General features: G+C 53.4%; 22 protein-coding genes and 1 pseudogene. 14 read left to right on the forward strand and 9 right to left on the reverse strand.

Going from position 1 to position 23,536, the window contains the following annotated elements:
• The first annotated feature begins 6 nt into the window (after nt 1–6).
• From miaB to ACXJJX_RS09670, 7 genes are read left to right on the forward strand one after another with little or no spacing between them, the layout of a single operon-like run.
• Nucleotides 7–1,380: a tRNA (N6-isopentenyl adenosine(37)-C2)-methylthiotransferase MiaB gene (gene miaB / locus ACXJJX_RS09640; protein ID WP_456434384.1), complete on the forward strand. Its 1,374-nt coding sequence runs from the start codon at nt 7–9 to the stop codon at nt 1,378–1,380.
• A 30-nt stretch (nt 1,381–1,410) separates the two neighbouring features.
• Entirely contained in the window at nt 1,411–1,896 is a 486-nt protein-coding gene (locus ACXJJX_RS09645; RefSeq protein ID WP_456434385.1) for a bifunctional nuclease family protein, read from the forward strand.
• Between the two features lie 3 nt (nt 1,897–1,899).
• A complete protein-coding gene (locus ACXJJX_RS09650; protein ID WP_456434386.1) occupies nt 1,900–2,544 on the forward strand; it encodes a histidinol phosphate phosphatase domain-containing protein in 645 nt (214 codons plus the stop codon).
• A gap of 44 nt (nt 2,545–2,588) precedes the next feature.
• Nucleotides 2,589–3,254, forward strand: coding sequence for a type I 3-dehydroquinate dehydratase (aroD, locus tag ACXJJX_RS09655; protein WP_456434387.1), 666 nt, complete (start codon nt 2,589–2,591; stop codon nt 3,252–3,254).
• Entirely contained in the window at nt 3,242–4,069 is an 828-nt protein-coding gene (locus tag ACXJJX_RS09660; RefSeq protein ID WP_456434388.1) for a shikimate dehydrogenase, read from the forward strand. Before aroD ends, ACXJJX_RS09660 begins: the two co-directional genes overlap by 13 nt.
• 20 nt (nt 4,070–4,089) lie before the next feature.
• Nucleotides 4,090–5,361 carry a 3-phosphoshikimate 1-carboxyvinyltransferase gene (aroA, locus tag ACXJJX_RS09665; protein ID WP_456434389.1) on the forward strand — a complete coding sequence of 424 codons (1,272 nt, stop codon included), beginning with the start codon at nt 4,090–4,092 and terminating at the stop codon, nt 5,359–5,361.
• A complete protein-coding gene (locus tag ACXJJX_RS09670) occupies nt 5,358–5,909 on the forward strand; it encodes a shikimate kinase (RefSeq protein WP_456434390.1) in 552 nt (183 codons plus the stop codon). The genes aroA and ACXJJX_RS09670 overlap by 4 nt, the downstream gene beginning before the upstream one ends.
• Here the strand turns inward: ACXJJX_RS09670 and ACXJJX_RS09675 are convergent.
• From ACXJJX_RS09675 to ACXJJX_RS09715, 9 genes and pseudogenes are all read right to left on the reverse strand, one after another.
• Nucleotides 5,870–7,882, reverse strand: coding sequence for a sensor histidine kinase (locus ACXJJX_RS09675; RefSeq protein WP_456434391.1), 2,013 nt, complete (start codon nt 7,880–7,882; stop codon nt 5,870–5,872). The genes ACXJJX_RS09670 and ACXJJX_RS09675 overlap by 40 nt on opposite strands.
• 11 nt (nt 7,883–7,893) lie before the next feature.
• The gene (locus ACXJJX_RS09680) at nt 7,894–8,121 is read right to left on the reverse strand and encodes a helix-turn-helix domain-containing protein (protein ID WP_456434392.1); all 228 of its coding nucleotides are present in this window, start codon (nt 8,119–8,121) and stop codon (nt 7,894–7,896) included.
• 113 nt (nt 8,122–8,234) lie between these two features.
• A complete protein-coding gene (locus ACXJJX_RS09685) occupies nt 8,235–8,540 on the reverse strand; it encodes an HU family DNA-binding protein (protein WP_456434393.1) in 306 nt (101 codons plus the stop codon).
• Nucleotides 8,537–9,814: a phosphopyruvate hydratase gene (gene eno, locus ACXJJX_RS09690; protein WP_456434413.1), complete on the reverse strand. Its 1,278-nt coding sequence runs from the start codon at nt 9,812–9,814 to the stop codon at nt 8,537–8,539. Before eno ends, ACXJJX_RS09685 begins: the two co-directional genes overlap by 4 nt.
• 81 nt (nt 9,815–9,895) lie before the next feature.
• Nucleotides 9,896–11,812: pseudogene (locus ACXJJX_RS09695) on the reverse strand (molybdopterin biosynthesis protein); the annotation flags it as partial.
• 9 nt (nt 11,813–11,821) lie between these two features.
• On the reverse strand, nt 11,822–12,502 hold the full coding sequence (locus ACXJJX_RS09700; RefSeq protein WP_456434394.1) for a HesA/MoeB/ThiF family protein: 681 nt from the start codon (nt 12,500–12,502) through the stop codon (nt 11,822–11,824).
• Complete coding sequence (locus ACXJJX_RS09705) at nt 12,495–12,776, reverse strand: MoaD/ThiS family protein (RefSeq protein WP_456434395.1); 282 nt, start codon at nt 12,774–12,776, stop codon at nt 12,495–12,497. Before ACXJJX_RS09705 ends, ACXJJX_RS09700 begins: the two co-directional genes overlap by 8 nt.
• A 13-nt stretch (nt 12,777–12,789) precedes the next feature.
• Nucleotides 12,790–14,598, reverse strand: a complete 1,809-nt coding sequence (locus ACXJJX_RS09710; RefSeq protein WP_456434396.1) for an aldehyde ferredoxin oxidoreductase family protein — start codon at nt 14,596–14,598, stop codon at nt 12,790–12,792.
• Nucleotides 14,599–14,668: 70 nt separating this feature from the next.
• Entirely contained in the window at nt 14,669–15,913 is a 1,245-nt protein-coding gene (locus ACXJJX_RS09715) for a molybdopterin molybdotransferase MoeA (protein ID WP_456434397.1), read from the reverse strand.
• A gap of 335 nt (nt 15,914–16,248) precedes the next feature.
• Here ACXJJX_RS09715 and rplM point away from each other — a divergent pair, with 335 nt between their 5' ends.
• The 7 genes from rplM to lspA all read left to right on the forward strand — a co-directional run bounded on the left by rplM (nt 16,249) and on the right by lspA (nt 23,491).
• A complete protein-coding gene (gene rplM, locus ACXJJX_RS09720; protein ID WP_456434398.1) occupies nt 16,249–16,677 on the forward strand; it encodes a 50S ribosomal protein L13 in 429 nt (142 codons plus the stop codon).
• Between the two features lie 14 nt (nt 16,678–16,691).
• Nucleotides 16,692–17,084 (forward strand): 30S ribosomal protein S9, encoded by a 393-nt coding sequence (rpsI, locus tag ACXJJX_RS09725; protein ID WP_456434399.1) that lies wholly within the window; start codon nt 16,692–16,694, stop codon nt 17,082–17,084.
• A gap of 74 nt (nt 17,085–17,158) precedes the next feature.
• The gene (gene argC, locus ACXJJX_RS09730; RefSeq protein ID WP_456434400.1) at nt 17,159–18,214 is read left to right on the forward strand and encodes an N-acetyl-gamma-glutamyl-phosphate reductase; all 1,056 of its coding nucleotides are present in this window, start codon (nt 17,159–17,161) and stop codon (nt 18,212–18,214) included.
• A 14-nt stretch (nt 18,215–18,228) separates the two neighbouring features.
• On the forward strand, nt 18,229–18,969 hold the full coding sequence (truA, locus tag ACXJJX_RS09735; protein ID WP_456434401.1) for a tRNA pseudouridine(38-40) synthase TruA: 741 nt from the start codon (nt 18,229–18,231) through the stop codon (nt 18,967–18,969).
• A 23-nt stretch (nt 18,970–18,992) separates the two neighbouring features.
• The gene (locus ACXJJX_RS09740; protein WP_456434402.1) at nt 18,993–20,192 is read left to right on the forward strand and encodes a pyridoxal phosphate-dependent aminotransferase; all 1,200 of its coding nucleotides are present in this window, start codon (nt 18,993–18,995) and stop codon (nt 20,190–20,192) included.
• An 18-nt stretch (nt 20,193–20,210) separates the two neighbouring features.
• Nucleotides 20,211–23,045 carry an isoleucine--tRNA ligase gene (gene ileS, locus ACXJJX_RS09745; RefSeq protein WP_456434403.1) on the forward strand — a complete coding sequence of 945 codons (2,835 nt, stop codon included), beginning with the start codon at nt 20,211–20,213 and terminating at the stop codon, nt 23,043–23,045.
• Nucleotides 23,015–23,491: a signal peptidase II gene (gene lspA, locus ACXJJX_RS09750; RefSeq protein ID WP_456434404.1), complete on the forward strand. Its 477-nt coding sequence runs from the start codon at nt 23,015–23,017 to the stop codon at nt 23,489–23,491. Before ileS ends, lspA begins: the two co-directional genes overlap by 31 nt.
• Nucleotides 23,492–23,536: the final 45 nt, after the last annotated feature.

The following is a 23,536-nucleotide window of genomic DNA, read 5'->3' on the forward strand; positions in this document are numbered from 1 at the left end:
TTAAATATGCTGACCGATATCGAGGCTCGGAAAGAACAGACTGCCCAAGCAGCCAAAAAGAGGCTCTTCATTCGCACCTTCGGTTGCCAGATGAATGAGTATGATTCCCGGCGCATGTTCGAGGCCCTGCGCCCGGATTATGACCTCGTTTCGGATCCGGACGAGGCCGATCTCATTATCCTCAATACCTGTAGCGTCCGGGAAAAGGCCGAGGTCAAGGTCTACAGTCTAGTCGGAAGGCTTAAGCACCTCAAACGTCGTCGGCCAGAGGTGATCATTGCTGTCTGTGGCTGTGTAGCCCAGCAAGAAGGAGAGCGCCTGGTGGAGAGGCTGCCCTATGTAGACATAGTCCTTGGACCTCAGGGTGTCTATCGTCTCAGGGAGGCCTTGGCCAGGGTTGAAGCTGGTGAGGGACCGGTGGTCGATACCGAGATAAATGACAATTTCTGCCTGCCATCTTCGGCCTCGCCCGAGGTTGGTCAGAGGGCTGTTAGGGCCTTTGTTACTATCATGCAAGGGTGCAATAATTATTGCTCTTATTGTGTCGTTCCCTATGTTCGTGGCCCTGAGATCAGCCGGCCTCCAACAGAAATCATCGCCGAAATTGAAGCCCTGGTGAAAAAGGGGGTCAAAGAGGTCACCCTTCTGGGGCAAAATGTCAACTCCTATGGCAAAACCCAGCCTGGCTTTCCCTCTTTTGTTGAGCTCCTCCGAGAGGTGGCTATGGTCAGGGGGCTTGAACGTTTGCGCTTTACTACCAGCCATCCCAAGGACCTCTCTCCGGAGCTAATGGCAGCCTTTGCGGAGATACCGATCCTCTGTGAACATCTTCACCTGCCTGTCCAGTCGGGCTCTGACCGGATCCTCAAAGCCATGAATCGAGGCTATACCCGACAGGGGTACCTGGAGAAGGTGAGGAAACTACGGGAGATGGTTCCTCAGATAGCTCTCACTAGCGATCTCATTGTTGGTTTTCCTGGGGAGACTGAAGAGGACTTTGAGGCTACCCTTTGTCTGTTAGAAGAGGTTCAGTTTGATGAAATCTTTTCCTTCAAATACTCTGACAGACCTTTTGCTCGAGCCCGTACCTTTCCTGACAAAGTCTCAGAGGAAGTCAAAGAGAGACGTCTGGCCAAGGTCCATAAGCTTCAGCAGGAGATAACCCGTCGACGATATCAACGTCTGGTCGGACAGAAGGTGGAGGTTCTGGTCGAAGGTCGGGGTAAGACTGATCCTCATCAATGGATGGGGCGGACCAGGCAAAATACGGTGGTAAACTTCTATGGTGGTCAGGACCTCATTGGTAAATTGGTTGAGGTCTTGATAGAGGAGGCCTGTCGACATTCCCTCAAGGGTCGCTTGGCAGGCACTCTCCATTGAACTCCGGTTGTCCGGAGGGAGGAGGCAGTGATGATCAAAATGGAAATACAGACCATTGCCCTTGATCCCGTCTCCAACACCCCCATTATGATCCTTAAAGAAAAGGGGGGGCAGCGGACGTTGCCCATCTGGATCGGGCTTCTGGAGGCGACGGCCATTGCTACTCAGATCGAAAAGATTGAGTTCTCCCGCCCCATGACCCACGATCTTCTGAAAAACATCCTGGACAGTTTGGGAATCAAGATTCCCCGGGTTGAGGTCTGCGATCTCAAAGATAATACCTATTATGCTCTGATCACCTTGGACCTTGATGGTCGGGAGATGCAGATCGATGCTCGTCCGAGTGATGCTATCGCTCTGGCCTTGCGTACCGGAGCAGAGATTTATGTCCACGAGGAGGTCCTGCGCAAAAGTCGTCAGCTGGAGGAACAGAAATCCGAAGCCAAAGAGGGGGATAAGTGGTCTGATATTTTGGAGTCCCTTGACCCAGAGACCTTTAGCAAATACAAAATGTAGTCCATGTTCGATCTGCATTGTCATTCTATCTTTAGTGACGGAGAGCTCATCCCCTCGGAATTGATAAGGCGCCTTGAGGTCATGGGCTATGAAGCCGTGGCCATCACCGATCATGCCGATAGCTCCAACCTTGATTTGATCATTCCCCGGATGGTCAAGGTTGCCGAAGAGATCAACGCTCACAGCCAGACGAGACTCATCCCGGGCATCGAGATCACCCATGTGGCTCCTGACTTGGTAGCTCCTTTGGTCAAAAGGGCCCGGGAGCTTGGGGCCCGGGTTGTTGTCGTCCACGGTGAGACTTTGGTTGAACCTGTGGCCCCTGGGACTAATCGGGCAGCGATCCTTGCTGGTGCTGATATCCTGGCCCATCCTGGACTTATCTGTGAAGAAGATGTCCGATTGGCCGCCCAAAAAGGGGTTTTTCTGGAGCTTTCCGGGCGCAAAGGCCACTGCCTTGGTAACGGCCATCTGGCGGTGCTGGCCCGGCGCTATGAGGCTCCCTTGGTAATAAACTCCGATGGCCACGCTCCCAGTGATTTTTTGACCAAGGACTTTGCCCATCAGATCGGCCTTGGGGCGGGGCTAAATAGTGAAGAAGTGGCTCGGATCTACCAGATAGCCAAAAAGAGATTTCTCAAGCCCTGATGCGACTATCTAAGTTTCCAGTGTAAAAAGGAGGTTTTCAAAGCTTGATCTGTGTCTCTATTCTTGAGGCCGACCCCAAGGAGGCCCTTCGAAGGGCCGCTCAAGCCGGGGCCTTGGCTGATCTCATCGAGATCAGACTTGATGCCCTTAAGGATCCCGACCCTAGGGTCTTTATGGAGGCCCTTCCTTTTCCCCTTCTTTTTACCTTCCGGCCTAAAAGGGAGGGAGGGCTCTATCAAGGCCCCGAGGAGTTGAGATTGGCCATCTTATCTGAGGCCTTAGGGCAGGCCGACTATCTCGATCTTGAACATGATGTCCCTCGGGAGGTCTGGAGGGAATTTGTCTATCGTAAGGGGAAGACTAAGCTTGTTGCTTCTTATCATAATTTTTCAGAAACCCCTCGGGAAGAACATCTGAAAGAGCAAGTAGTTCTTCTCAAAGAAACCGGGGCTGACTGGGGCAAAGTTGTTACCTATGCCCGGGCTCCAGAAGATAACCTTCGTCTTCTGGAACTTCTTCCCTGGGCCCAAAAGGAGTTGGGTTTTCCGCTGGCAGCTTTTTGTATGGGGCCTTTGGGACGCATAAGTCGCTTGGCTACAGTCTTACTTGGGGGGGTGATGACCTACTCTTGTCTAGAAGAAGGCCGAGAGGCTGCTGCTGGTCAGATTCCGATTAGGGCCTTGAAGGAGATGCTTAAATGGCTGGAATAATTACCGGCCGGACCAAGGTCTTCGGGATTATTGGTTATCCAGTGGCCCACTCTCTTTCCCCGGCCATGCATAATGCCGCCTTTAGGGTCACAGGTTATCCTGGGGTCTATGTGCCTTTCCCGACCCGGCCGGAGACCTTACCGGCGGCCCTCTCCGGGCTTAAGGCCTTGGGGATAAACGGTGTTTCGGTAACTGTACCTCATAAGGTGGCAGTAATGGATCTTCTTGATGAAATAGATCCTCTGGCCCGAAGGATCGGGGCGGTAAACACCATTGTCACCAGCCCGAAAGGGCTTAAAGGTTTGAACACTGATTGGCTCGGGGCCCTTAAGGCCATTGAAGAAGTGATTGATCCCCGGGGGAGGCGGGTGCTTATCTTGGGGGCCGGGGGAGCGGCTCGGGCCATTGCCTACGGCCTCTCTGAGGCCGGAGCCGAGGTGGTGATCCTCAACCGAACCCGTTCAAAAGCCGAGGCCCTGGCCCGCGAAATCGGGGCCGTTGCCGGAGATCTCGAGGAGATGGTTCACCTATCGGCCGAGATCCTCATCCAGACGACGACGGTAGGCCTAGAGGAGGATCGTTCCCTGGTGCCAAGGGAAGTCCTTTCTCAATTCAAGGTGGTCATGGATATTGTTTATTCTCCCCTTAAGACCAGATTACTCAAGGAGGCCGAGGCCGCTGGTTGCCAGACGATAGACGGGCTCTCTATGTTGGTCTATCAAGGGGCCGCCCAGTTTGAACTCTGGACGGAGGAAAAGGCTCCGATAGAGATCATGAGAAAGGCGGCCTTGGATGCTCTAGTTGGCAAAGGCTGATAGGGAAAGGGCTGAAACTTATGGATCTTTATAAGATAAGGCCGCTTAAAGGTCCCCTCAAGGCCCGAGTTCGAGTTCCAGGCTCAAAGAGTATAACTCAAAGGGCCATGGTCTGCGCTGCTTTGGCCGAGGGAATCTCTCGGCTTGATGGCTGTCTGGTAAGTGAGGATACCGTGCTTTTGCGTCGGGGTCTCTCGGGCTTGGGGGCTAGGTTTGAAGATCGAGATGGAAGCCTTCTGGTCGCCGGCACTGCCGGCAAGATCTCCCTCCCTCCGGGCCTTATTTACATGGGCAACAACGGTACCGGAATAAGATTCCTTACGGCTGTCTGTGCCTTGGGCCGTGGTGGGGCCTTTATTATTGGTTCCCGAAGGATGGACGAACGTCCTATAAAGGATCTCATCGAGGCCTTATCCCTCTGGGGCCTTAAGGCTTACTTCCTCAAGGAAAGTCCTTGTCCTCCGGTTTATCTGGAGGCCCAAGGGCTTTTCGGGGGGCCGACCAAGGTCTCTGTGGCCAAAAGTAGCCAGTATCTTTCAGCCCTGCTCCTGGTTGGTCCCTATACCCAGAGACAGGCAGAGATCAAACTAGGTGATAGCTTTGTCTCCGAGCCCTATGTGGCCATGACCCAGGCCGTAATGAAGGCCTTTGGGGTGGATACCGATCGTCAGGAGGGTCTTTTTCGGCCTGGTCGGGGTCCCTATCTGGCCAGTCACTATCAGGTTGAGGCTGATGCCTCTTCAGCCTCTTATTTTTTGGCAGCGGCGGCCATCTGCGGAGGTGAGGTTACGGTACTTAATCTGCCCCAGACCTCTCTCCAGGGCGATGCCGCCTTTGCGGGCATTCTGGCCCAGATGGGTTGCCGGGTCTCTTATTCTTCAAACTCAGTTACGGTTTCTTCCTCAGGCCACCTTCAGGGCCTCGAGCTGGACATGGGTCGCTGGCCAGACCTCGTCCCTACGCTGGCCTCTGTAGCCGCCTTTGCCAATGGCCGAACAGTAATCCGCAATGTAGCCCATCTTCGTATCAAAGAAACCGACCGCTTGGCGGCGGTGGCCACGGAGCTCAGACGCCTTGGAGGAATAGTTGAAGAGCTTGAAGATGGGCTGATCATTGAGGGTAAGGTCCCCCTCAAAGGGGCCACTATCGAGACCTACGATGACCATCGCATAGCCATGGCCTTCTCCTTGATTGGCCTTAAGGTGGCCGGGGTAAAGATTAAAGATCCAGGCTGTGTGGCCAAGAGTTTTCCCCAGTACTGGGAAGTTTTTGAATCCCTGTATCCGCGATGAAGCTCTTTCTTGTAGGCTATCGAGCAACTGGGAAGACGACCCAGGCCCGCCTCCTGGCCGAGGCCCTGGAGATGGATTGGGTAGATCTTGATCAGCTCATAGAGAAGGAGGCCGGCTTGACCATCAAGGAGATAGTGTCCCGGAAAGGATGGCCGGTCTTCCGGGCTCTTGAACGTCAGGCCCTAGAGATGGTTGTCTCCCTAAGCCAGGAATTAGTAGTTGCCTGTGGGGGAGGGGCCGTAGTCCATGAGGATCTTTGGCCAGAGATCAGGGCTCAAGCACTGGTCATCTGGCTTAAGGCCACTCCGGAGACCATCTATCAACGTCTCCTTTCCGATGGGAAGACAGAAAGTCAACGCCCTTACTTGACCAAAGCCAAGGATTTGATGACCGAGATAAGAACCACCCTTGAAGAAAGGCTCCCCCTTTATGAAAAGGTAGCCCATTTGGCTATCGAGACCGAAGGACGTTCCCCTTTTGAAGTCAGAGATCTGATCCTTAAGGACCTTCAAAAACAGCCGTTTTGTTCAAGTTCTTCAAGTTCTTGAAGGATACCTAGGCTGAAGAGGGCCTTGAGCAGTGAAGGCCTTTGAGGGGGTTTAGGAAGGATCTCAAATGGACAGTTGGTGTAGACTTCAAGGAGTTCTTCGGTCTTGAGTTCATCGGTGTCGTCATAGAGGATCATTCCTACCGAAGGGGCTGTTTTGTCTATAAAATTGAGCAATTCTTCTCCAGTCCGGATTTTGGCCTCCTCCCGACAGGGAAATATCAGGTCTGAGATGATCAGCCTCGGTCGTCGGTCTATCTCAATCATGGCCGCCACCTCGTCTGGATGACAGAAGAGGTGATAGGAGAGCTCCTTCTGTTCAAGGACTTCTTTTATCTCCGGATAGCCAACTCGGTTGCGGAAGACCACAAAGACATCAACAGGCTTTTTGGCCTCTGGGGCCATGGGGGCTGTCCGGGTATCGAGGTCTCCGGCAGCCGGGAGATAGACCCGAGCCATTGTCCCTCGGCCAAGACCCGGGCTGGTCACAGAGAGCCGGCCGCCCATAAGCTCGGCCAGTTTTTTGGATATGGTCAGACCCAGCCCGGTTCCACCATAGGGACGGCTAGGAGAAGAGTCCACCTGGCGAAAGGCCTCAAAGATGATCCGAAGTTTGTCTGGAGGAATACCGATCCCTGTATCTTGGACATTGATAACTACTAGATCCGTTCCCGGCTTTATCTCGGCCCAGAGCCGGACCTCGCCCCTGTCTGTAAACTTGATGGCATTGCCAATCAGGTTGACAAGGATCTGCCGGAGACGTTGCTGATCTGCATATACATAGAGATTTCCAGGATCATCTACCACCAGCGAGATATTCTTACTCCGGGCCTGAATCAGAGCCTGTTGACGGATCTCGGTGAAGAAATCCGAGAGGTTAAGGGGCAGACAGTCGATCTCCAGACGTCCGGCCTCGATTTTGGCCACATCGAGGACATCGTTGATGAGGTTAAGGAGATGGCCAGCGCTTTCGTAAGCCGTACGCACAAAATCGAGCATTTCTCCCTCATTGTCATAGAGACCATCGAGGACGAGCTTGAGGAAGCCCATGATGGAGTTGATCGGGGTGCGAAGTTCGTGGCTGGTGCTGGCCAGAAACTCGCTCTTTAGCCGATTGGCCTCCTCGGCTTCTTGTCTGGCTAGCTCAAGTTCCCGATTCTTAACTTCCAGCTCCTGGTTGATCTCCCGGATCTTGGCATAGGCGTATTCCAGGCGCTGATGGGCCTCTATCAGGTTGGCCTGGGCCTTGGTGAGATCAGAGATGTCGATGATGGTCAACACCAATCCCTGACGAAGGTTGGTCCGCTCAAGGGGCGACAATCCCACCAGACAATGGACCTTGTTGCCGTTTTTATGCCTCAAAGTGCTCTGGAAACGATAGCGTCCTTCGAGCCTTAGGGCCTGATGAGCCTCTTTGCGGCGGATGTTTATCTCTAGCTCTGAGTCAAAGAGGCTGGAGAGAGGCATGTTCTGAACTTCGGCCATCTCGTAGCCGAGAATCTCTGTAAACCCCCGATTAACCCATTGGAAACAGTGATCTACCAAAAAGGCGATCCCAGAGACAGAGGCATCCAGGATAGCTGTAAAGGCCCTTTCGGTCTGCCGAAGTCGGTTAAGCTGTTCGATCTCTTCGGTTATTTCCCTTACTAGGTGGAGACAGGTTTTAACCTTCCCTTCTTTATCAAACTCAAGGGGTGTTACCGTGACTTCGGCCGTTCGGCCAGGCATGATCTCTTCAGTTCGAACTGTGGTGTGGTGATTGAAATGGATGACCTCCATGAGGGGGCAAAAGGAAGGGAAGGCTTCAAGGTTATGGAGGAGTCGATAGCATTTTTCCCCCTTGACCTCCTCCAGAGCTTTACCCACCAGATCGGCAAAGGCCTGATTGGCCCAGAGGATGCTTCCGTCCCGGCTGTGGACAGAGAGGGGATAGGGGAGCCGTTGGCAGAGGAGCCGGAAGAGTTCGTCCCTCATGCTTGCAGGAGTCAGCTTCTCTGGCCATTGCCGCCTTTCTGACGGCCCCTTCCCTGATTGGCGCACTCGCGCATCCATGCGTCGATCTCATCCTTTCGAAAACGCCAAAGACGCCCCACCTTGAGGGCCGGTATGCGTTTCTGTTGGACCATCTTGTAAAGGGTGTTTATGGAGATACGGAGATACTCGGCGACCTCTTCTAAAGTCATGAATTCGGGTTCAGGGCGCTTACCTTCCAAGGTCCTTACCTCCTTAAACATGGCCTATTCTCTCCCTTTCCCATCTTGTTGGTCTAATCGGCACTTTTTAGTCAGGACTTCACTATTCTGTCTGGAAGAATTATCTGGAGAGCTCAGGCTGGTTGGCGAAGTCGATGGCGCAGACTGCGAGAGGGCCTGAATGTTACGGTCCAGCTCGGAGGGATCTCGACCTCCTGGCCAGTTTTGGGATTACGCCCCTTTTTGGGACCGCGGCAGCGGACCTCGAAGCGCCCAAATCCCGACAAGAGGACGTCTTCCCCCTTAAGGAAGGCCTCTTTGATGAGTAAGAAGAATAGATCCACCAGGGCTGTAGCCTCAAAACGATTCAGGCCCCGGCCCCCTTTTTGGGCCGAGGCCTGGTGAACAGCCCTTATGAGGTGGATTCGGTTGATGGTCATGTCCTAAAGGCTTTAGGGCCAGCAAAGATGGCTGCTGGCCCCAGTTCCTCCTCGATCCTCAGGAGCTGGTTGTACTTGGCCACTCGGTCAGTCCGACAAGGGGCCCCGGTTTTGATTTGGCCACAGTTGGTCGCCACAGCTAGATCGGCAATGGTGGTGTCTTCCGTCTCTCCTGAACGGTGGGAGACAACGGTCCGATAACTAGCCCGATGGGCCATCTCTACTGCTGCCAAAGTCTCACTTAGGGTTCCGATTTGATTGAGCTTGATGAGGACGGCATTGGCCACCCCTTCTTTAATACCCTCAGAGATGATCTGAGTGTTGGTGACAAAGATATCATCGCCCACCAACTGGACTCGGTCTCCCAAGGCCTCGGTGAGTTTCTTCCAGCCGATCCAGTCATCCTCGGCTAGACCATCTTCTATGGAAACGATGGGGTAGTTTTCTAACAGATGGGAGTAGAAGTCGATCATTTCTTCGGCCGAGCGGCTTCGGCCCTCAGCGACAAAGACATAACGGCCGTCTTTATAAAACTCGCTGGCCGCAGCGTCTATAGCCAAGGCGATATCGTCTCCCACTCGAAACCCGGCCTCCTCAATAGCCCGAACTAGGACCTCCAGGGCTTCCTCGTTAGAGGCCAAGTTGGGGGCAAAACCGCCTTCGTCTCCCACGGCCGTGCTGTGGCCAGAGCCCTTGAGGACACTCTTTAGGGCATGATAGGTCTCCACTCCATATCTTAGGGCCTCCCGGAGGCTCGGGGCCCCCAGGGGGACGATCATAAACTCCTGGATGTCGACATTGTTGTCCGCATGGGCCCCGCCATTTAAGACGTTCATCATTGGTACAGGAAGCACCCGGGCCCCAACTCCGCCAATATATTGGTAAAGAGGAAGCCCTTGTTCTCTGGCCGTGGCCTTGGCCACGGCCAGAGAGACGGCTAGAATGGCGTTGGCTCCCAGGTGACTTTTGTTTTCCGTGCCATCGAGGTTGAGTAAGGTCTGGTCGATAAAACTCTGCTGACTCGACTCCAACCCCTCAAGTTCAGGCCCAATGATGTTGTTTATATTTTCAACGGCCTTAAGGACCCCCTTACCTTTGTAGCGCGATTTGTCCCCGTCTCGAAGCTCTAGAGCCTCTTTGGAGCCAGTAGAGGCTCCAGAGGGGACGGCTGCCCGTCCAATGAAGCCACTGTCAAGAAGAACTTCGGCCTCGACTGTGGGATTGCCGCGGGAATCAAGGATTTCGCGCCCGATGACCTGAACTATCTCACCCATACCAAACCTCCTTGATCTCTCTTCTACCAAAGGGGTGTTTTTTGGACAAGTTTCAGAAAAAAAGCTTGAAAGAATAATCTTCCCCATTTCCTCTACTCTATAGCCCCCCAGTCTGGAGACAACCTCGGCGAACTCTGGATTCCTTAAGACTTCATAAAGCTTCTCAAAAAGAGGGCCTTCAAAAAAATCCTTCCTTACCACGAGATCATAGCGTTCCTCAAAAAGGGGAATAAAATCCAGGTTCAGAACCTTGGCAGCGGCCTTGATCCCCAAGCCAACATCGGCTTGGCCCGTGGCCACGGCCACCGCTACCCCCAGATGGGTGGTCTCCTCCTGTTCGTAGCCTTTTATACGTTCGGGACGGATTCCCAAACGTTTTAGATGATAATCAAGGAGCACCCTGGTTCCAGAACCCGGTTGGCGGTTTATAAAGATTACCCCCTCACGAGCAAGATCAGAGAGGGATTCAATGGCTTTGGGATTTCCTGGAGGAAGGATCAGTCCTTGGGATCTACGGGCAAAGTGGATCAGGCGGACCGGTGTTTTGGGAAGGTATTTTCTGATGTAGGGCAGATTGAAATCCCCGCTCTGAGGGTCGAAGAGATGGCATCCAGCCAAGTGGGCCAGCCCTTCGCCTACGGCCAAAATCCCGGACAGGCTTCCTACATGAGCCGACGAGAGTTCTAGCTCTGGATAATGGCGGCGTAGAAACTGACCCAGAAGCTCAAGGGCCAAATCGTGACTGCCAACCACGAGGATACTTTGATCCAGATCCTTTTCAGGCCGCAGAAGCTCGACCTCCATTTTCTCTCCGGCCAGGATCCCTTCACTATTTTCAGGAATGCGGACGATTCCGTCAGCCCGGGTGAGGGTGGTTATGGCCCCGGCTCCTCTTTTAAGAGGCAGAAAGACCCGGTGTCCAGAGACCTCCCCCACCTTGACTCGGATAAACTCTTCAATCCCCAGACGAGAAGGGATCTTCCGACCAGAGTGGGCCTGAATCCGCAGTGGGGCCGGGAGTTTCGTCCCCAACAAGGCCTCAAAAGCTGATTTCCCCAAGGCTTCCATGGCTACCACTGCCGAAACCGGATATCCGGGAATTCCTATTATCGGGGTCTTTTCGATTTGGCCGAGAACTACCGGTTTGCCTGGCATAATGGTCACCCCATGGACCAGGAGTTCTCCCATCTCCTCTACCAGGGCAGCAGTAAAGTCCCGGCTTCCAGCTGAACTTCCGGCAATAATAAAGAGAAGATGATACCTTCCGAGACACCCTGAGACTGTCTCCTTTAAGGCATTGATGTCATCGGCTACAATAGGAAGGACACTCGGTCTGCCTCCCCATTCCTCCACCTGGGCTGCTAAAATGGCAGAGTTGAATTCGATAACCCTTCCTTCTGGAAGGGCCTCAAATCCTTCTCTGGGATCAACGAGTTCGTCTCCGGTAGGAATTATGGCCACCCGAGGTCGTTCTTTGACTCTTACCTTAAGGTGGCCGGCTGCTAAAAGGGCCCCTAAATCCCAAGGACTTAATCGGTGGCCTTGGGTAAAAAGGAGCTCACCAGAGACAATATCCTCACCAACCTTGCGTACGTGTTGCCATGGATAGGCCGGTGCCCGGATCTCAATCATTTCATCATCTAAAAAGTGGATATGTTCCACCATAATGACAGCATTTTTTCCGGCAGGAAGGGGCTCTCCAGTATTCACCATCACAGCCTCTCGGCCTAGACGGAGGGAGATAGGGGTGGTCTCACTGGCCCCAAAGGTCTCTTCTGCCCAGACAGCTACCCCGTCCATGGCCGCAGCATTAAATGTTGGCGAGGAGAGGCGGGCGAAGACCGGTTCAGCCGTGATCCGCCCCCGGGCCTCAAAGACCGGTATCTCTTCGGTCTTGAGAATGTCGTCCCAAGTGAGGTTACCCAGAAAAAGCTCCCTGGCCTCAGACAGGGGCTTCATGCGCAGATAAATCTTCCGCTTCATTTGATATCCTTCCATTTAAAAATTTTATTGCCTCAAGGGGATGATCTCAAAGCGATAATTTAGTAGATCAACAATCAAGAGGCGTCCAACTAGGGTCCCCCCAAAACCAATGATGATTTTGGCCACCTCGAGGGCCTCTATGGCCCCCAGTAGGAGACATATAGGGGCCAGGGCCGGAGGAGACACTGAGCTTTGTTCGGCACCGGCGAAGATTTCCGTCAGCCGTGGCCCCCTATGAGGAAGGATAGTTGTTACCTGACCCAAGAGACCATTTAGACCAGCATGGACCAGGAAGACCTCAGCCTCTTTGGCGGCTTTATCAAGGATGAAACGATCCCTGAAGTTATCAAGGGCATCCACGATTCCAGAGATCCCTTCGGGAACAGAAAAATCTGCTCCAATCTCCTGCTGGTAGCCCCAAAGTTGGACTCCTGGCCTTATCCTGGCCAACCTCTCCAGGGCCACCTCCACCTTGGGCCGGCCAATATCTTCAGCGGTGTAGAGGATTTGGCGATTGATGTCCGGCCAGTCGATCCGGCTAGGATCGACCAACACCAGTCCTCCGATGCCCAAGCGTACCAAGGCCTCCGAGACGGCTGCCCCCAGACCACCTAGCCCGGCCACCAAAACTTTGGCCTGGCTCAGGAGCTGATGGTCGGCCTCGGAGATCACCGATAGTTGTCTGGCAAAGATGCCCCTAGCCACCGGCCCCTGGAGGAAAGAGATCAATTTTATCTTTTTCTTTAAGTTCTGTATCTAAGCCTTTAATGTAAAGAATATTTTTCCCATTAATGAGGATTATTGTTCCTCTCCTTGGTCCTGTTCCCTCAAGAAGGCGATTTTTGAGGTCTGGGCCCAGGATTTGGGCTGCCTTCTCCAGGGCCATCCGCACAGAGGCCCCTTCGGGTAGCAAAAGCGATAGCTCCTCTTTCTGGAGATCGAGGCGCAAAAGACCAAAGAACCGGAGCTTTACCTTCATGGAGAAAATGGTCTCAGACCAGACCTAATTCCTGGAGCTTCTCTGGGGTAGGCCTTCCAGAGCCATCCCAGCCTCTCTCTCGGTAGTAATCAGGAAGCATTTCAGATAGCCGGACAACGGCACCTTTCTGGGGTCCTTCGGGCATGGGGGCCTTGAGAAACCTTTCTGGAAGGGTGTCTTGGGAGGGATCAAGTCCGGCTTTAAGATTAAAGATTCTTTCCAGGTTCCAGATGCGCTCTCCACAGAGGAGCATTTCTGCCGTGGTGTAGTTAAGGCCAGTGGCTGCGGAAAGGAGCTGGGCATAGTCGTCGGCCTTCAGGGCAAAAGAGGTAAAGAGACACAGACCAAGCGAGTCTATAACCGCCGTAAGATCTTGGAATATTTTTACCCACTGGGCCTTTCCCCGTGTTTCTTGGGGGTCTAGCTTCTCGGGGACACCGAGGATCTCGGGGGCGATTAGGTAACCACGAACATGACAGCCGCCGCGATTAGAAGTGGCGTATTGAAGGGCGTGGCCCTGGGCCCCTCGGGGATCATAGGCAGGGAGTTCCTGACCCTTGACAGTCATGGCCAGTTCTGGATGTCCATAGCTTTGGGCGAGCCTTAGGGCCCCTTCGGCAAGCCTGTCTCCGAAGCCTTGGCGGTAGGCCAAGGCTCGAGTGTAGTAGACAATGGCCTCCGAGCTTCCAAAGCGGGGCTCTGGCCCCTTGGCCAGGTCATCTTTGGGAATATGGCCTCGTTCGTAAAGCTCCATTGCACAGGCGATGGTCACCCCGCAGGAGATGGTATCAAGCCCTAGACGGTTACAGAGATAGTTGGCCTCTGTTACGGCAATGAGATCCTTGACTCCACAGCAGGCCCCAAGGGACCAGCCGCTTTCATATTCAGGACCTTCTCCTTTGTTACCGGTGGGAAGCTCTGTCACCCGGCCACAGCGGATAGGGCAGGCATAGCAGCCTTTGTTTTTCTTAAGGTAGCCCTTTTCCACCAGGGCCTCACCAGAGACCTCACTAGTGGCCTCAAATACTCCGGTCTGAAAGTTTTTGGTAGGATAGAGGCCGTGGGCATTGATGATGGAATCAAGGACCTTGGTTCCTAGCCTGGGGAGGCCTTCGCCGGTGATGGCGTCTTGGCGGAGGATTTCGTTTTTTTCGCGGATAAAATCCATAAATACTTTTTCCTCCGGAGCCTGTGGACGCCAAGTGCCTCGGACGACAATGGCCTTAAGCCTTTTGGCGCCCATAACCGCTCCTACCCCGGAACGACCGGCTGCCCGGTGTCGATCATTTATAATGCAGGCAAAGCGAACCAAGTTTTCTCCGGCCGGACCAATGCAGGCCACCTTGGCCTTTGCATCTCCAAAATCTTCGAGCACTTTGGTTACGGTCTCATCGGTGGTCAGCCCCCAGAGATGATCGGCCGGACGGATGGCAACCTCTTGGTCTTTTATAGAGAGATAGACCGGTCTTTCGGCCTGACCCATGAGAACCAGGAGATCGAAACCAGCGGCCTTGAGCTCGGCTCCAAAATGGCCACCAGAGTTAGAACAGGCGATGAGCCCAGTGAGGGGACTTTTGCAGAGGACCATATATCGTCCACCCGTGGGGGCTGGAGTGCCCGTAAGGGGGCCGGTGGCAAAGATGAGAAGGTTTTCTGCCCCCAGGGGATCGACTCCAGGATCCATGAGATCGAAGAGAAGCTTCGTTCCTAGACCCCGACCACCGAGATATTTTCTAAAGAGATCCTCGGGGATTTCCTCGGTTTTGATCTCGCCGGTGGAAAGGTTGACCTTAAGAAGTCTTCCAGCGTACGTCCCGGCCACCGCCCACCTCCAAATCGATCTTTTCCGTCTTTAAAGCACAAAGAGGCCCCTTAAGCAATAAAATTGCCCTTTAAGGGAGGAGGAAGACCTCGGCCAACTCTCCTTGATATAGACCTTCAGTGTTTTGGGGAATACGTATCAGGGCTTCAGCCTTCACCATAGGAGAGAGGAGTCCGGAGCGTCCGAAGATCGGCTCTACCCAGAGTCCATCTTTCTGGTGGATGATCCGGGCCCGGATATAATCTTCCCGGCCCAAAGCCGAGGCCAGGTTTCGGCTGACCCGGGCTTTCGTCCGGGGTAGGAAAAGGCCATCTCCTTGGGCCCCCTGAAGGTGGCAAAGCAAGGGCCGGACAAGGATGTAGAAGATGAGAAGGGCGCTGGTTACTTGGCCTGGAAGACCGAAGACGGCCTTTGTCCCCACCCGGGCCAAAATGGTAGGTTTGCCGGGGCGGACAGCCAGACCGTGACAGAGAAGCTCCGAGCCCGCAAGGTCCTCTATTACCTTAAGGGTATAGTCCCTGGTACCCACAGATGAGCCCCCAGAGATAAGGACCACTTCTGCTTGATCAAGGGCGTTTAAGACGGACTCAAAAAGGGCCTCCCGGACATCAGGAATAATCCCTTTTATAATAGGTTGCCCTCCGGCCTGTCTAACGGCTGCTGAAAGAGAGACACTATTTATATCCCGGATCTTCCCCAGCGGGGGCCTCTTTGTGGCCTCAACAAGTTCGTCTCCAGTGGAAATTATAGCCACCTGCGGTTGCTTCCTTACAACGAGGCTGCTTATACCTACACCGGCCAAAAGCCCAAGGAGGGCCGGTGAAAGCCGGCTGCCCCTGGGTACAAGAAGGTCTCCCTTGGAGATATCTTCTCCCTTTTTGATGACGTTTTCCCATGGAGCCACCGGACGAAGAACCTCTACCAGATCTCCTACGGCCTCAGTGTGTTCGATCATGACCACTGCATTAGCCCCCTCAGGGAGCATGCCTCCGGTGGCGATCTTGACGGCTTGGCCGGAGGAGAGCCGGAGATGGGGGGCCTCCCCCATGGCGATCTCACCTATTATCTTTAGAACGGCCGGTTCTGCCTCTCGGGCCCCAAAGGTATCCTCAGCCCGAACGGCGTAGCCATCCATGGTGCTCCGAGCAAAGGGGGGAAGATCCTCCGGGGAGAGGATATCATGAGCGGCAAAGCGCCCCTGGGCCAAAGACAAAGGGATTTCTTCTTCCGGAAGGGGCGGAAAAGAGACCAGGATGTCTAATATTTCTGACACGGTCTTGACCTTGAAGAAAAACTCCACGCCTAGACGAAACAAAGTCTCCCCTAAAAAGTCAAGTTTCTTGCTCGAACTAAAATTTTTTGACCAGCGTCTTTTTAAAAAAACTCGAAATTACACACTTAAAAGCGAAGACGCTCTATTTTAGATATAAAGGAAAAACTTTCCTTACTAGAGAATCTCAAGATGAACTAGGGGGGTGATGGTTGATTGGCCTAAGGGATGATGATCTAAAGAGTTCCCCGCTCCAAGAGGTGCAATGTGACCCTAAATAAGTAGCAATTGCTTGACAAGTTGCCCATCTTCTTTTAAACATTCGACGCTGTTCCGAGGATTTTTTTAAAAAACTTTGAGGAGAAAGGCGGGAAGACCCCATGAAAACTCCATTGCCAAAGGTCAATGAGATAAAGAGAAAGTGGTACGTAGTTGATGCCAAGGACAAGGTTCTTGGGCGTTTGGCCACTCAGATTGCCTTGCGGCTTCGAGGCAAGCACAAGCCTGAGTTTACCCCGCATCTTGATACCGGAGACTTCATCATTGTTATTAATGCCGACAAGGTCCGCCTTACAGGCAAAAAACTCAGCGATAAGTTTTATTACCGGCACTCTGGCTATATGGGAGGTCTTAAGGTTCGCTCTGCCGCCCAGATGCTCTCTCAAAAGCCCGAGGAGGTTATTCGTCTGGCGGTCAAGCGGATGTTGCCCAAGAATCGCCTCTCCCGCAAGCTCCTAAAGAAGCTCAAGGTTTATCGGGGTGAGGTTCATCCTCATCAGGCCCAACGGCCCGAAAAACTAGAACTATAATCGAGGTGTTCGACATGGCTGAGACTAGATTTTACGCCACAGGGAAAAGGAAGACAGCTATTGCCCGCGTCTGGCTGACCCCAGGGGCCGGGCGGATCAAGGTTAATAATCAGGATTTTGAACAGTTTTTCGATACAGAGGTGGCCCGGTTTGTGGTTGATAAACCCTTTGATCTTACCGGTACAAAGGGCCAATTTGATGTGATCTGCACGGTCTGTGGGGGGGGGAAGTCGGCCCAGGCCGAGGCCATCCGCCATGGGATAGCCAAGGCCTTAGTCCTTTATAACCCTGATTTTCGCTCCTCCCTCAAAAAGGCTGGTTTCCTTACCAGGGATGCCCGGGTCAAGGAACGTAAGAAGTATGGTCTTCGTGGGGCCAGAAGAGGCCAGCAATACTCAAAGCGCTAGTTTTGGATTTATTTTAAGGAAGGGCAAATCCAAAAAGGGGAAGGCGGACCTTCCCCTTTTTAGTTTTTAAAGCGATGTCTGAGAAAAAAATTGCCGTTGCCGTTATTGGGGCTACTGGTTACACCGGAGCTGAGCTTTTACGTCTTTTGGCCTCTCATCCTCAGGTAGAGCTTACCTGTGTCACCTCGCGCCAAGAGGCCGGTAAGGCCTTAGGGGAAGTTTTTCCTTCCCTAGGCCCTTTTTATCCTGATCTTTTCTTTATTGAGCCGGATCTTGAGCAGGTAGCCTCCCAAGCTGAGGTGGCCTTCTGTTGCGTGCCACACAAGGCAGCCATGGCCATGGTTCCGGATCTTCTGGCTGCTGGTCTCCGGGTAATTGACCTTTCAGCAGATTTTCGCCTAAAAGACGCTCGTGTTTACGAAGATTGGTACGAAACTCCCCATACTGCTCAGGACCTTCTGCCCGAGGCGGTGTATGGTCTCCCGGAGCTCTGGCGAACCGCGATCCGGAAGGCCAAGCTGGTGGCCAATCCAGGCTGTTACCCCACCAGTGTTATTCTGGCCCTCTATCCGCTCCTGGCCAAAGGCCTTATCAAGGCCTCTGGGATCATTGTTGATTCCAAAAGTGGGGTTTCGGGAGCCGGCCGGAGCGCTAAATTGCCCCTGATCTTCTCTGAGGTCAACGAGGCCTTTAGAGCCTATGGTCTTCCCCGTCATCGCCACATTCCGGAGATGGAACAAGAGCTCTCCAAGGCTGCGGGCAGGGCTTTGACCATTTCCTTCACCCCGCACCTTCTTCCCGTAAACAGGGGGATTCTTTCTACGATATATGTCATCCCTAACGAAGGTGCCACGGATGAGGACCTAAGACAGGTTCTGATGGAGTATTATGCAGATGAGCCTTTTGTTTTGGTGCTTCCTCGAGGCGTCCTCCCCGATGTGAGTCATGTTCGAGGGACGAATCAGTGTCGGCTGGCCGTAGTCTTTGATGTTCGGGCCCGGCAAATGGTCATCATTTCGGTAATAGACAATCTAGTCAAAGGGGCTTCCGGGCAAGCCCTCCAAAACATGAACTTGATGTTTGGCCTTAAGGAAACCTTGGGGCTTGAGTTGCCGGCCCTTTACCCCTGATAAAGGGGGCGCTGGTGCGAAACATCAAGCTGACCATTGAATATGATGGCACTAACTATCTTGGTTGGCAGAAACAGCGGGTCGGGCCGACCATTCAAGGAGTCCTTGAAGAGACCCTCTCGCGGATCCTAAATCATCGAGTCAGCGTCCGAGGGGCAGGACGCACTGATGCTGGAGTCCACGCTTTGGGGCAGGTTGCCAATTTTAAGACCACCTCCCGGATGGACACTGCCAGCCTCAAGAGGGCCTTGAATGCCCTTCTGCCCCGTGATATGGCCATTATCAAAGTGGAAGAGGTTGAACTTAAATTTCATGCCCAGTTTTCAGCCAAAAGAAAGACCTATTTCTACCAGATTATCTCTCGGCCGGTACGTTCAGCCATTTGGCGCAACTATGCTTGGTGGTTACCAGATAGACTTGACCTTGAGGCCATGAGGGCCTGTTTGCCCCATATCTGTGGTCGGAGGGATTTTGCCAGTTTTCGCAACACCGGCACATCTACTAAGACTACGGTGCGGACGGTCTATGAGGCGATCATCAAGCGGGTTCCGGTGGCTGGAATGATTCGGTTTGAGATTACTGCTGACGGCTTCTTGCGTTATATGGTGCGAAATCTAGCCGGAGCTCTGGTCAGGGTGGGGCAGGGAAGAATGAGCCCAGAAGAGTTTGTAGCCTTAATGGAGGCCCGAGACCGGTCCTTGGCTCCGCCACCAGCCCCCCCTCAGGGGCTTTATCTTAAAGAAGTCGTTTATTGAAATCTGATAGAAAGGAAAAGGCTATGGGAAAAGGGCTTTCACGTCGGGTAAGGGATCTCAAACCCTCTCCAACATTGGCAGTAAATGCCAAAGCCAAGGCCATGCGGGCCCAGGGGGTGGATCTGGTCAATCTTTCGGCCGGAGAGCCTGATTTCGATACCCCTGAGTTCATTAAAAAGGCCGCCGGTGAGGCTATTGATCAGGGCTTTACTCGCTATACCCCAGTGCCGGGTATCCCGGAGCTCAGAGAGGCTATCGTCCGGAAGATTGAGGCCGATTACGGCCTCAAGTACAGTCCCGAAGGAGTAACGGTGACCTCTGGGGGCAAACAAGCCATATTTAATGCTGCCATGGCCTTGATAGATGAAGGAGATGAGGTGATCATCCTTTCTCCGTATTGGGTCTCGTATCCCCCAATCGTGGAGATCTGTGGGGGAAGACCGGTGGTTGTTCCGACCAGTGAGGAAAAGGGCTTTGAACCCTCTTTTTCGGCAGTGGCCGAGGCCATAGGGCCCAAAACTAAGATGATTATCATTAACAGCCCCTCAAATCCCACCGGAGTGATTCTTTCTCCAGAATTTTTGAAGGCAGTAGCAGAGTTGGCCTTAAAACACGATTTTTATATCCTTAGCGACGATATCTACGACTTGATCCGCTTCGATGGTCGTTCCCCTTTTAATGTTGTCTCCCTTGAGCCCCGGGTCATGGACAGGACCCTTGTTGTCAATGGGGTCTCTAAGACCTATTCCATGACAGGCTGGCGCCTAGGGTGGCTGGTGGGCCCGGAGGATCTGATAAGGCCAGCGGCCAGGATCCAAAGCCAGAGCACTTCAAATGCCTGTTCTATCTCCCAAAAGGCCGCCTTAGCTGCCCTTACTGGCCCCCAGGATTCTCTCAAAGAGATGGTTGAAGTCTTCCGAAGGCGGCGGGATTTGATGATCCGCCTTCTTTTGGAGATCCCTGGGGTCAGCTGTGTACTTCCTCAGGGATCCTTTTATATGTTTCCGAATTTTTCGGCCTACTATGGCCGCCGTTGGCAGGACCGGACTATTAGCGGCTCTCTGGATATGGCGGACTACCTGCTTGAGGAGGCTCGAGTGGCTTGTGTTCCGGGGATTGCTTTTGGAGAAGATTCCTGTATCCGGCTTTCCTTCGCCACCTCTGAAGAAGAGATAGAAAAAGGTATCTCCCGGATCAAAGAGGCCCTGGCCAAACTCAGTTAAGTAGCACAGGAGGAGACAATGCCGGACTGGCGCGAGACTCTCAATCTTCCCAAGACCAAGTTTCCCATGAAGGCCAACTTAGCCCAACGAGAGCCAGAGATGCTCAAACGCTGGCAGGAAAACGGGCTCTATCAGAAGATGCTAAAGATCGGCCAGGGACGACCCCGTTTTACCCTTCACGATGGTCCTCCTTACGCCAACGGGCACATTCACATGGGCACTGCCTTAAACAAGGTGCTGAAGGATTTTATCCTCAAGAGTCGTCGGATGATGGGTCTTAACTGTCCCTATGTTCCCGGCTGGGACTGTCATGGTCTTCCTATTGAACATAATGTCGAAAAGGAGCTTAAGGCCCGGCGAGGGGAGTTGCCCGTCCTTGAGGTTCGGCGTCACTGTCGGGCCTATGCTGAGCGTTTTATCGATATTCAACGCGAGGAGTTCAAACGTCTGGGGGTCATTGGAGATTGGGAAAATCCTTATCTGACCATGACTCCTGACTACGAGGCCGTAATCGCCCGGGAGTTTTTGGCCTTTTTCCATCAAGGAAATGTTTACCGGCGCAAGAAACCGGTTTATTGGTGTCCAACCTGTGTAACGGCCTTGGCCGAGGCCGAGGTAGAATATTATCCTCATCGTTCACCCTCGATTACCGTTCGTTTTGACGTCGTCGATGATCTCCTAGAGGTCCTTCCGGTCCTCAGAGGCAAAAAGGCCTCGGTTCTCATCTGGACAACCACCCCCTGGACCCTTCCGGCCAATCTGGCTGTGGCCATGAATCCGGAGTTTGAATATGTCGTTTTGCGGGTCGGAGATGAGTATTTCGTCGTGGCCGAAGGTCGCGCCCTCTCCCTGGTGACTCAGATAGGTACAGAGGATTATGAGATCATCGAAAGATTTTCTCCTGAGGCTCTGGAGGGCAAACACCTCCGACATCCCTTTTACGACCGGGATTCAGTGATTATCTTGGCCGATTACGTAACCCTTGAGGCCGGTACCGGCTGTGTTCATATAGCGCCGGGCCACGGAGATGAAGACTACACCAGCGGCCTTAAGTACGGCCTGGATGTCTACTGTCCGGTGGACGAACGGGGCCGTTTTCGGGATGATCTGCCTCTTTTTGGGGGAGAGTTTGTCTTTGCGGCCAACGAGAAGATTATCGCCCATCTTGAGGCCCGGGGGGCCTTGGTCCTCCAAGAGGAGATCGAACACAGCTATCCCCACTGTTGGCGTTGTAAGCGCCCGGTTATCTATCGGGCCACCGAACAGTGGTTCATCTCCCTTGATGTTAAGGGACTTCGGGAAAAGGCCCTCGAGTGGATAGATCGGGTTTCGTGGATCCCGGCCTGGGGAAAAGAGCGGATTCGCAATATGGTTGCCTCTCGGCCTGATTGGTGTATCTCCCGCCAGAGGGCCTGGGGAGTGCCCATCTGTGTGTTTATTTGTGAAAAGTGCGGTGAGCCGCTTAAGGACGAGACAGTCTCCAAACGGGTGGTCTCCCTTTTTGAAGAGGCCGGAGCCGATGTCTGGTTTGAACGCCCCGTGGGGGATTTTCTGCCCTCTGGCATCCGTTGTTCCCACTGTGGGGGAGAGTCCTTCCGTAAGGAGACCGATATCCTTGACGTCTGGTTTGATTCTGGGGTCTCCTGGGCGGCTGTCCTTGAGCCCCGTCCAGACCATGACTATCCGGCCCATCTTTACCTTGAGGGCAGCGATCAGCATCGAGGCTGGTTTCAGAGCTCTCTTATCTGTTCTGTAGGTACCCGGGGGCAGGCTCCATATCAGGCAGTACTCACCCACGGTTTTGTGGTCGATGAGGCGGGTCGGAAGATGTCTAAAAGCCTGGGTAACGTCATCCGACCGGAGGAAATTATCAAGAGATACGGGGCCGAGATCCTTCGCCTCTGGGTGGCGGCCGAAGACTATCGCGATGACATTAAGATCGGCAAAGAGATTCTCGAACGCTTGGTTGAGGCCTATCGGAAAATCCGCAATACTGCCCGTTTTCTCCTAGGAAACCTTTACGACTTTGATCCCCAGAAGGATCTTGTGCCTCCGGAAAAGATGCCCGAATTCGATCGCCTTATGCTCTACCGCCTCTCGGAGCTTATCCATCGGGTCCGTAAAGCCTACGAAGATTACAATTTTCATCTAGTTTACCATCGTCTCCACCAGTTCTGTGTGGTCGATCTCAGTGCCACCTATATCGACATCATGAGGGATACCCTCTATTGTGAGGCTCCGGAGGCCTTGATCCGGCGTTCAGCCCAGACTGTACTCTATCAGGCCCTGATTAGCCTCACTAAGTTAATGGCTCCGGTACTCTCCTTTACGGCCGAAGAGATCTGGAGTTACCTACCTGGAAAGGGGCGGGAGGAAAGTGTTCATCTTAGTACCTTTCCGGAGCCGCCCCTTGCTGATCTCCCAAAGGGATTGTTAAAAAAATGGGAAAGACTCTTTGAACTTCGTTCCGAGATTACCAGGGCCCTTGAGAGGGCCCGAAAAGAGGCCAAGATTATCAGGAATGCCCTGGAGGCGGAGCTGATACTCTCGGCCTCCGGTGAACTTGGATCCTTTGTGAAGGAGAATGTGGGGCTCCTGCGCTTTCTGGCCATTGTCTCTTCAACCAAGTGGGTTGAAGAGCTCCCTGATCCGGCCCCTGATGAGCTTCTTTATCGCTCAGAAGATCTCCCTGGCTTTGCCCTTTTGGTCCGCCACGCTCCGGGGAAAAAGTGCGAGCGGTGTTGGACCTGGTCGGTGGAGGTCGGGCAGTTTGCCGAGTATCCGACCCTTTGTGGTCGCTGTTACGAGGTGGTCAAAGGACGATGGAACGACGTGGTCTCGGCCTCTTTTTAAGCCCAGTCTTGGTGGTCTATCTTCTGGATCAGGCCTCTAAGGCCTGGGCCCTTAAAGCCCTTGTCCAGGGCCCAAGGGTACTTATCCCCGGTCTGCTTGACCTTACGTTAGTCGAGAATACCGGAGCAGCTTTCGGCTTTTTGGCCGGAGAGGAGGGCTGGCGACACTATTTTTTTGTCACCGTGAGTCTTCTGGCCCTGGCCATGATCGTCTGGATTTTTGTCACGGCCAAGGACAGGCCGGCCGTCCTCGCCCTAGGGACAGGCCTTGTTTTTGGTGGAGCCCTGGGCAATCTTACCGATCGAATCCGTTTCCATCGGGTAATCGATTTTATCGACGTCCACTGGACTGGCTACCACTGGCCAGCCTTCAACATTGCCGATTCGGCCATCACTGTGGGAGGGTGCCTTCTGGCTTACTATTTTTTGAGTCGGAGCCGGATTTAGCCCCGCTTTCTGTTCCGCCGATTTCAAGGTTAAGGTTTTAACTAG

Source organism: Thermosulfuriphilus sp. (genome assembly GCF_054026695.1).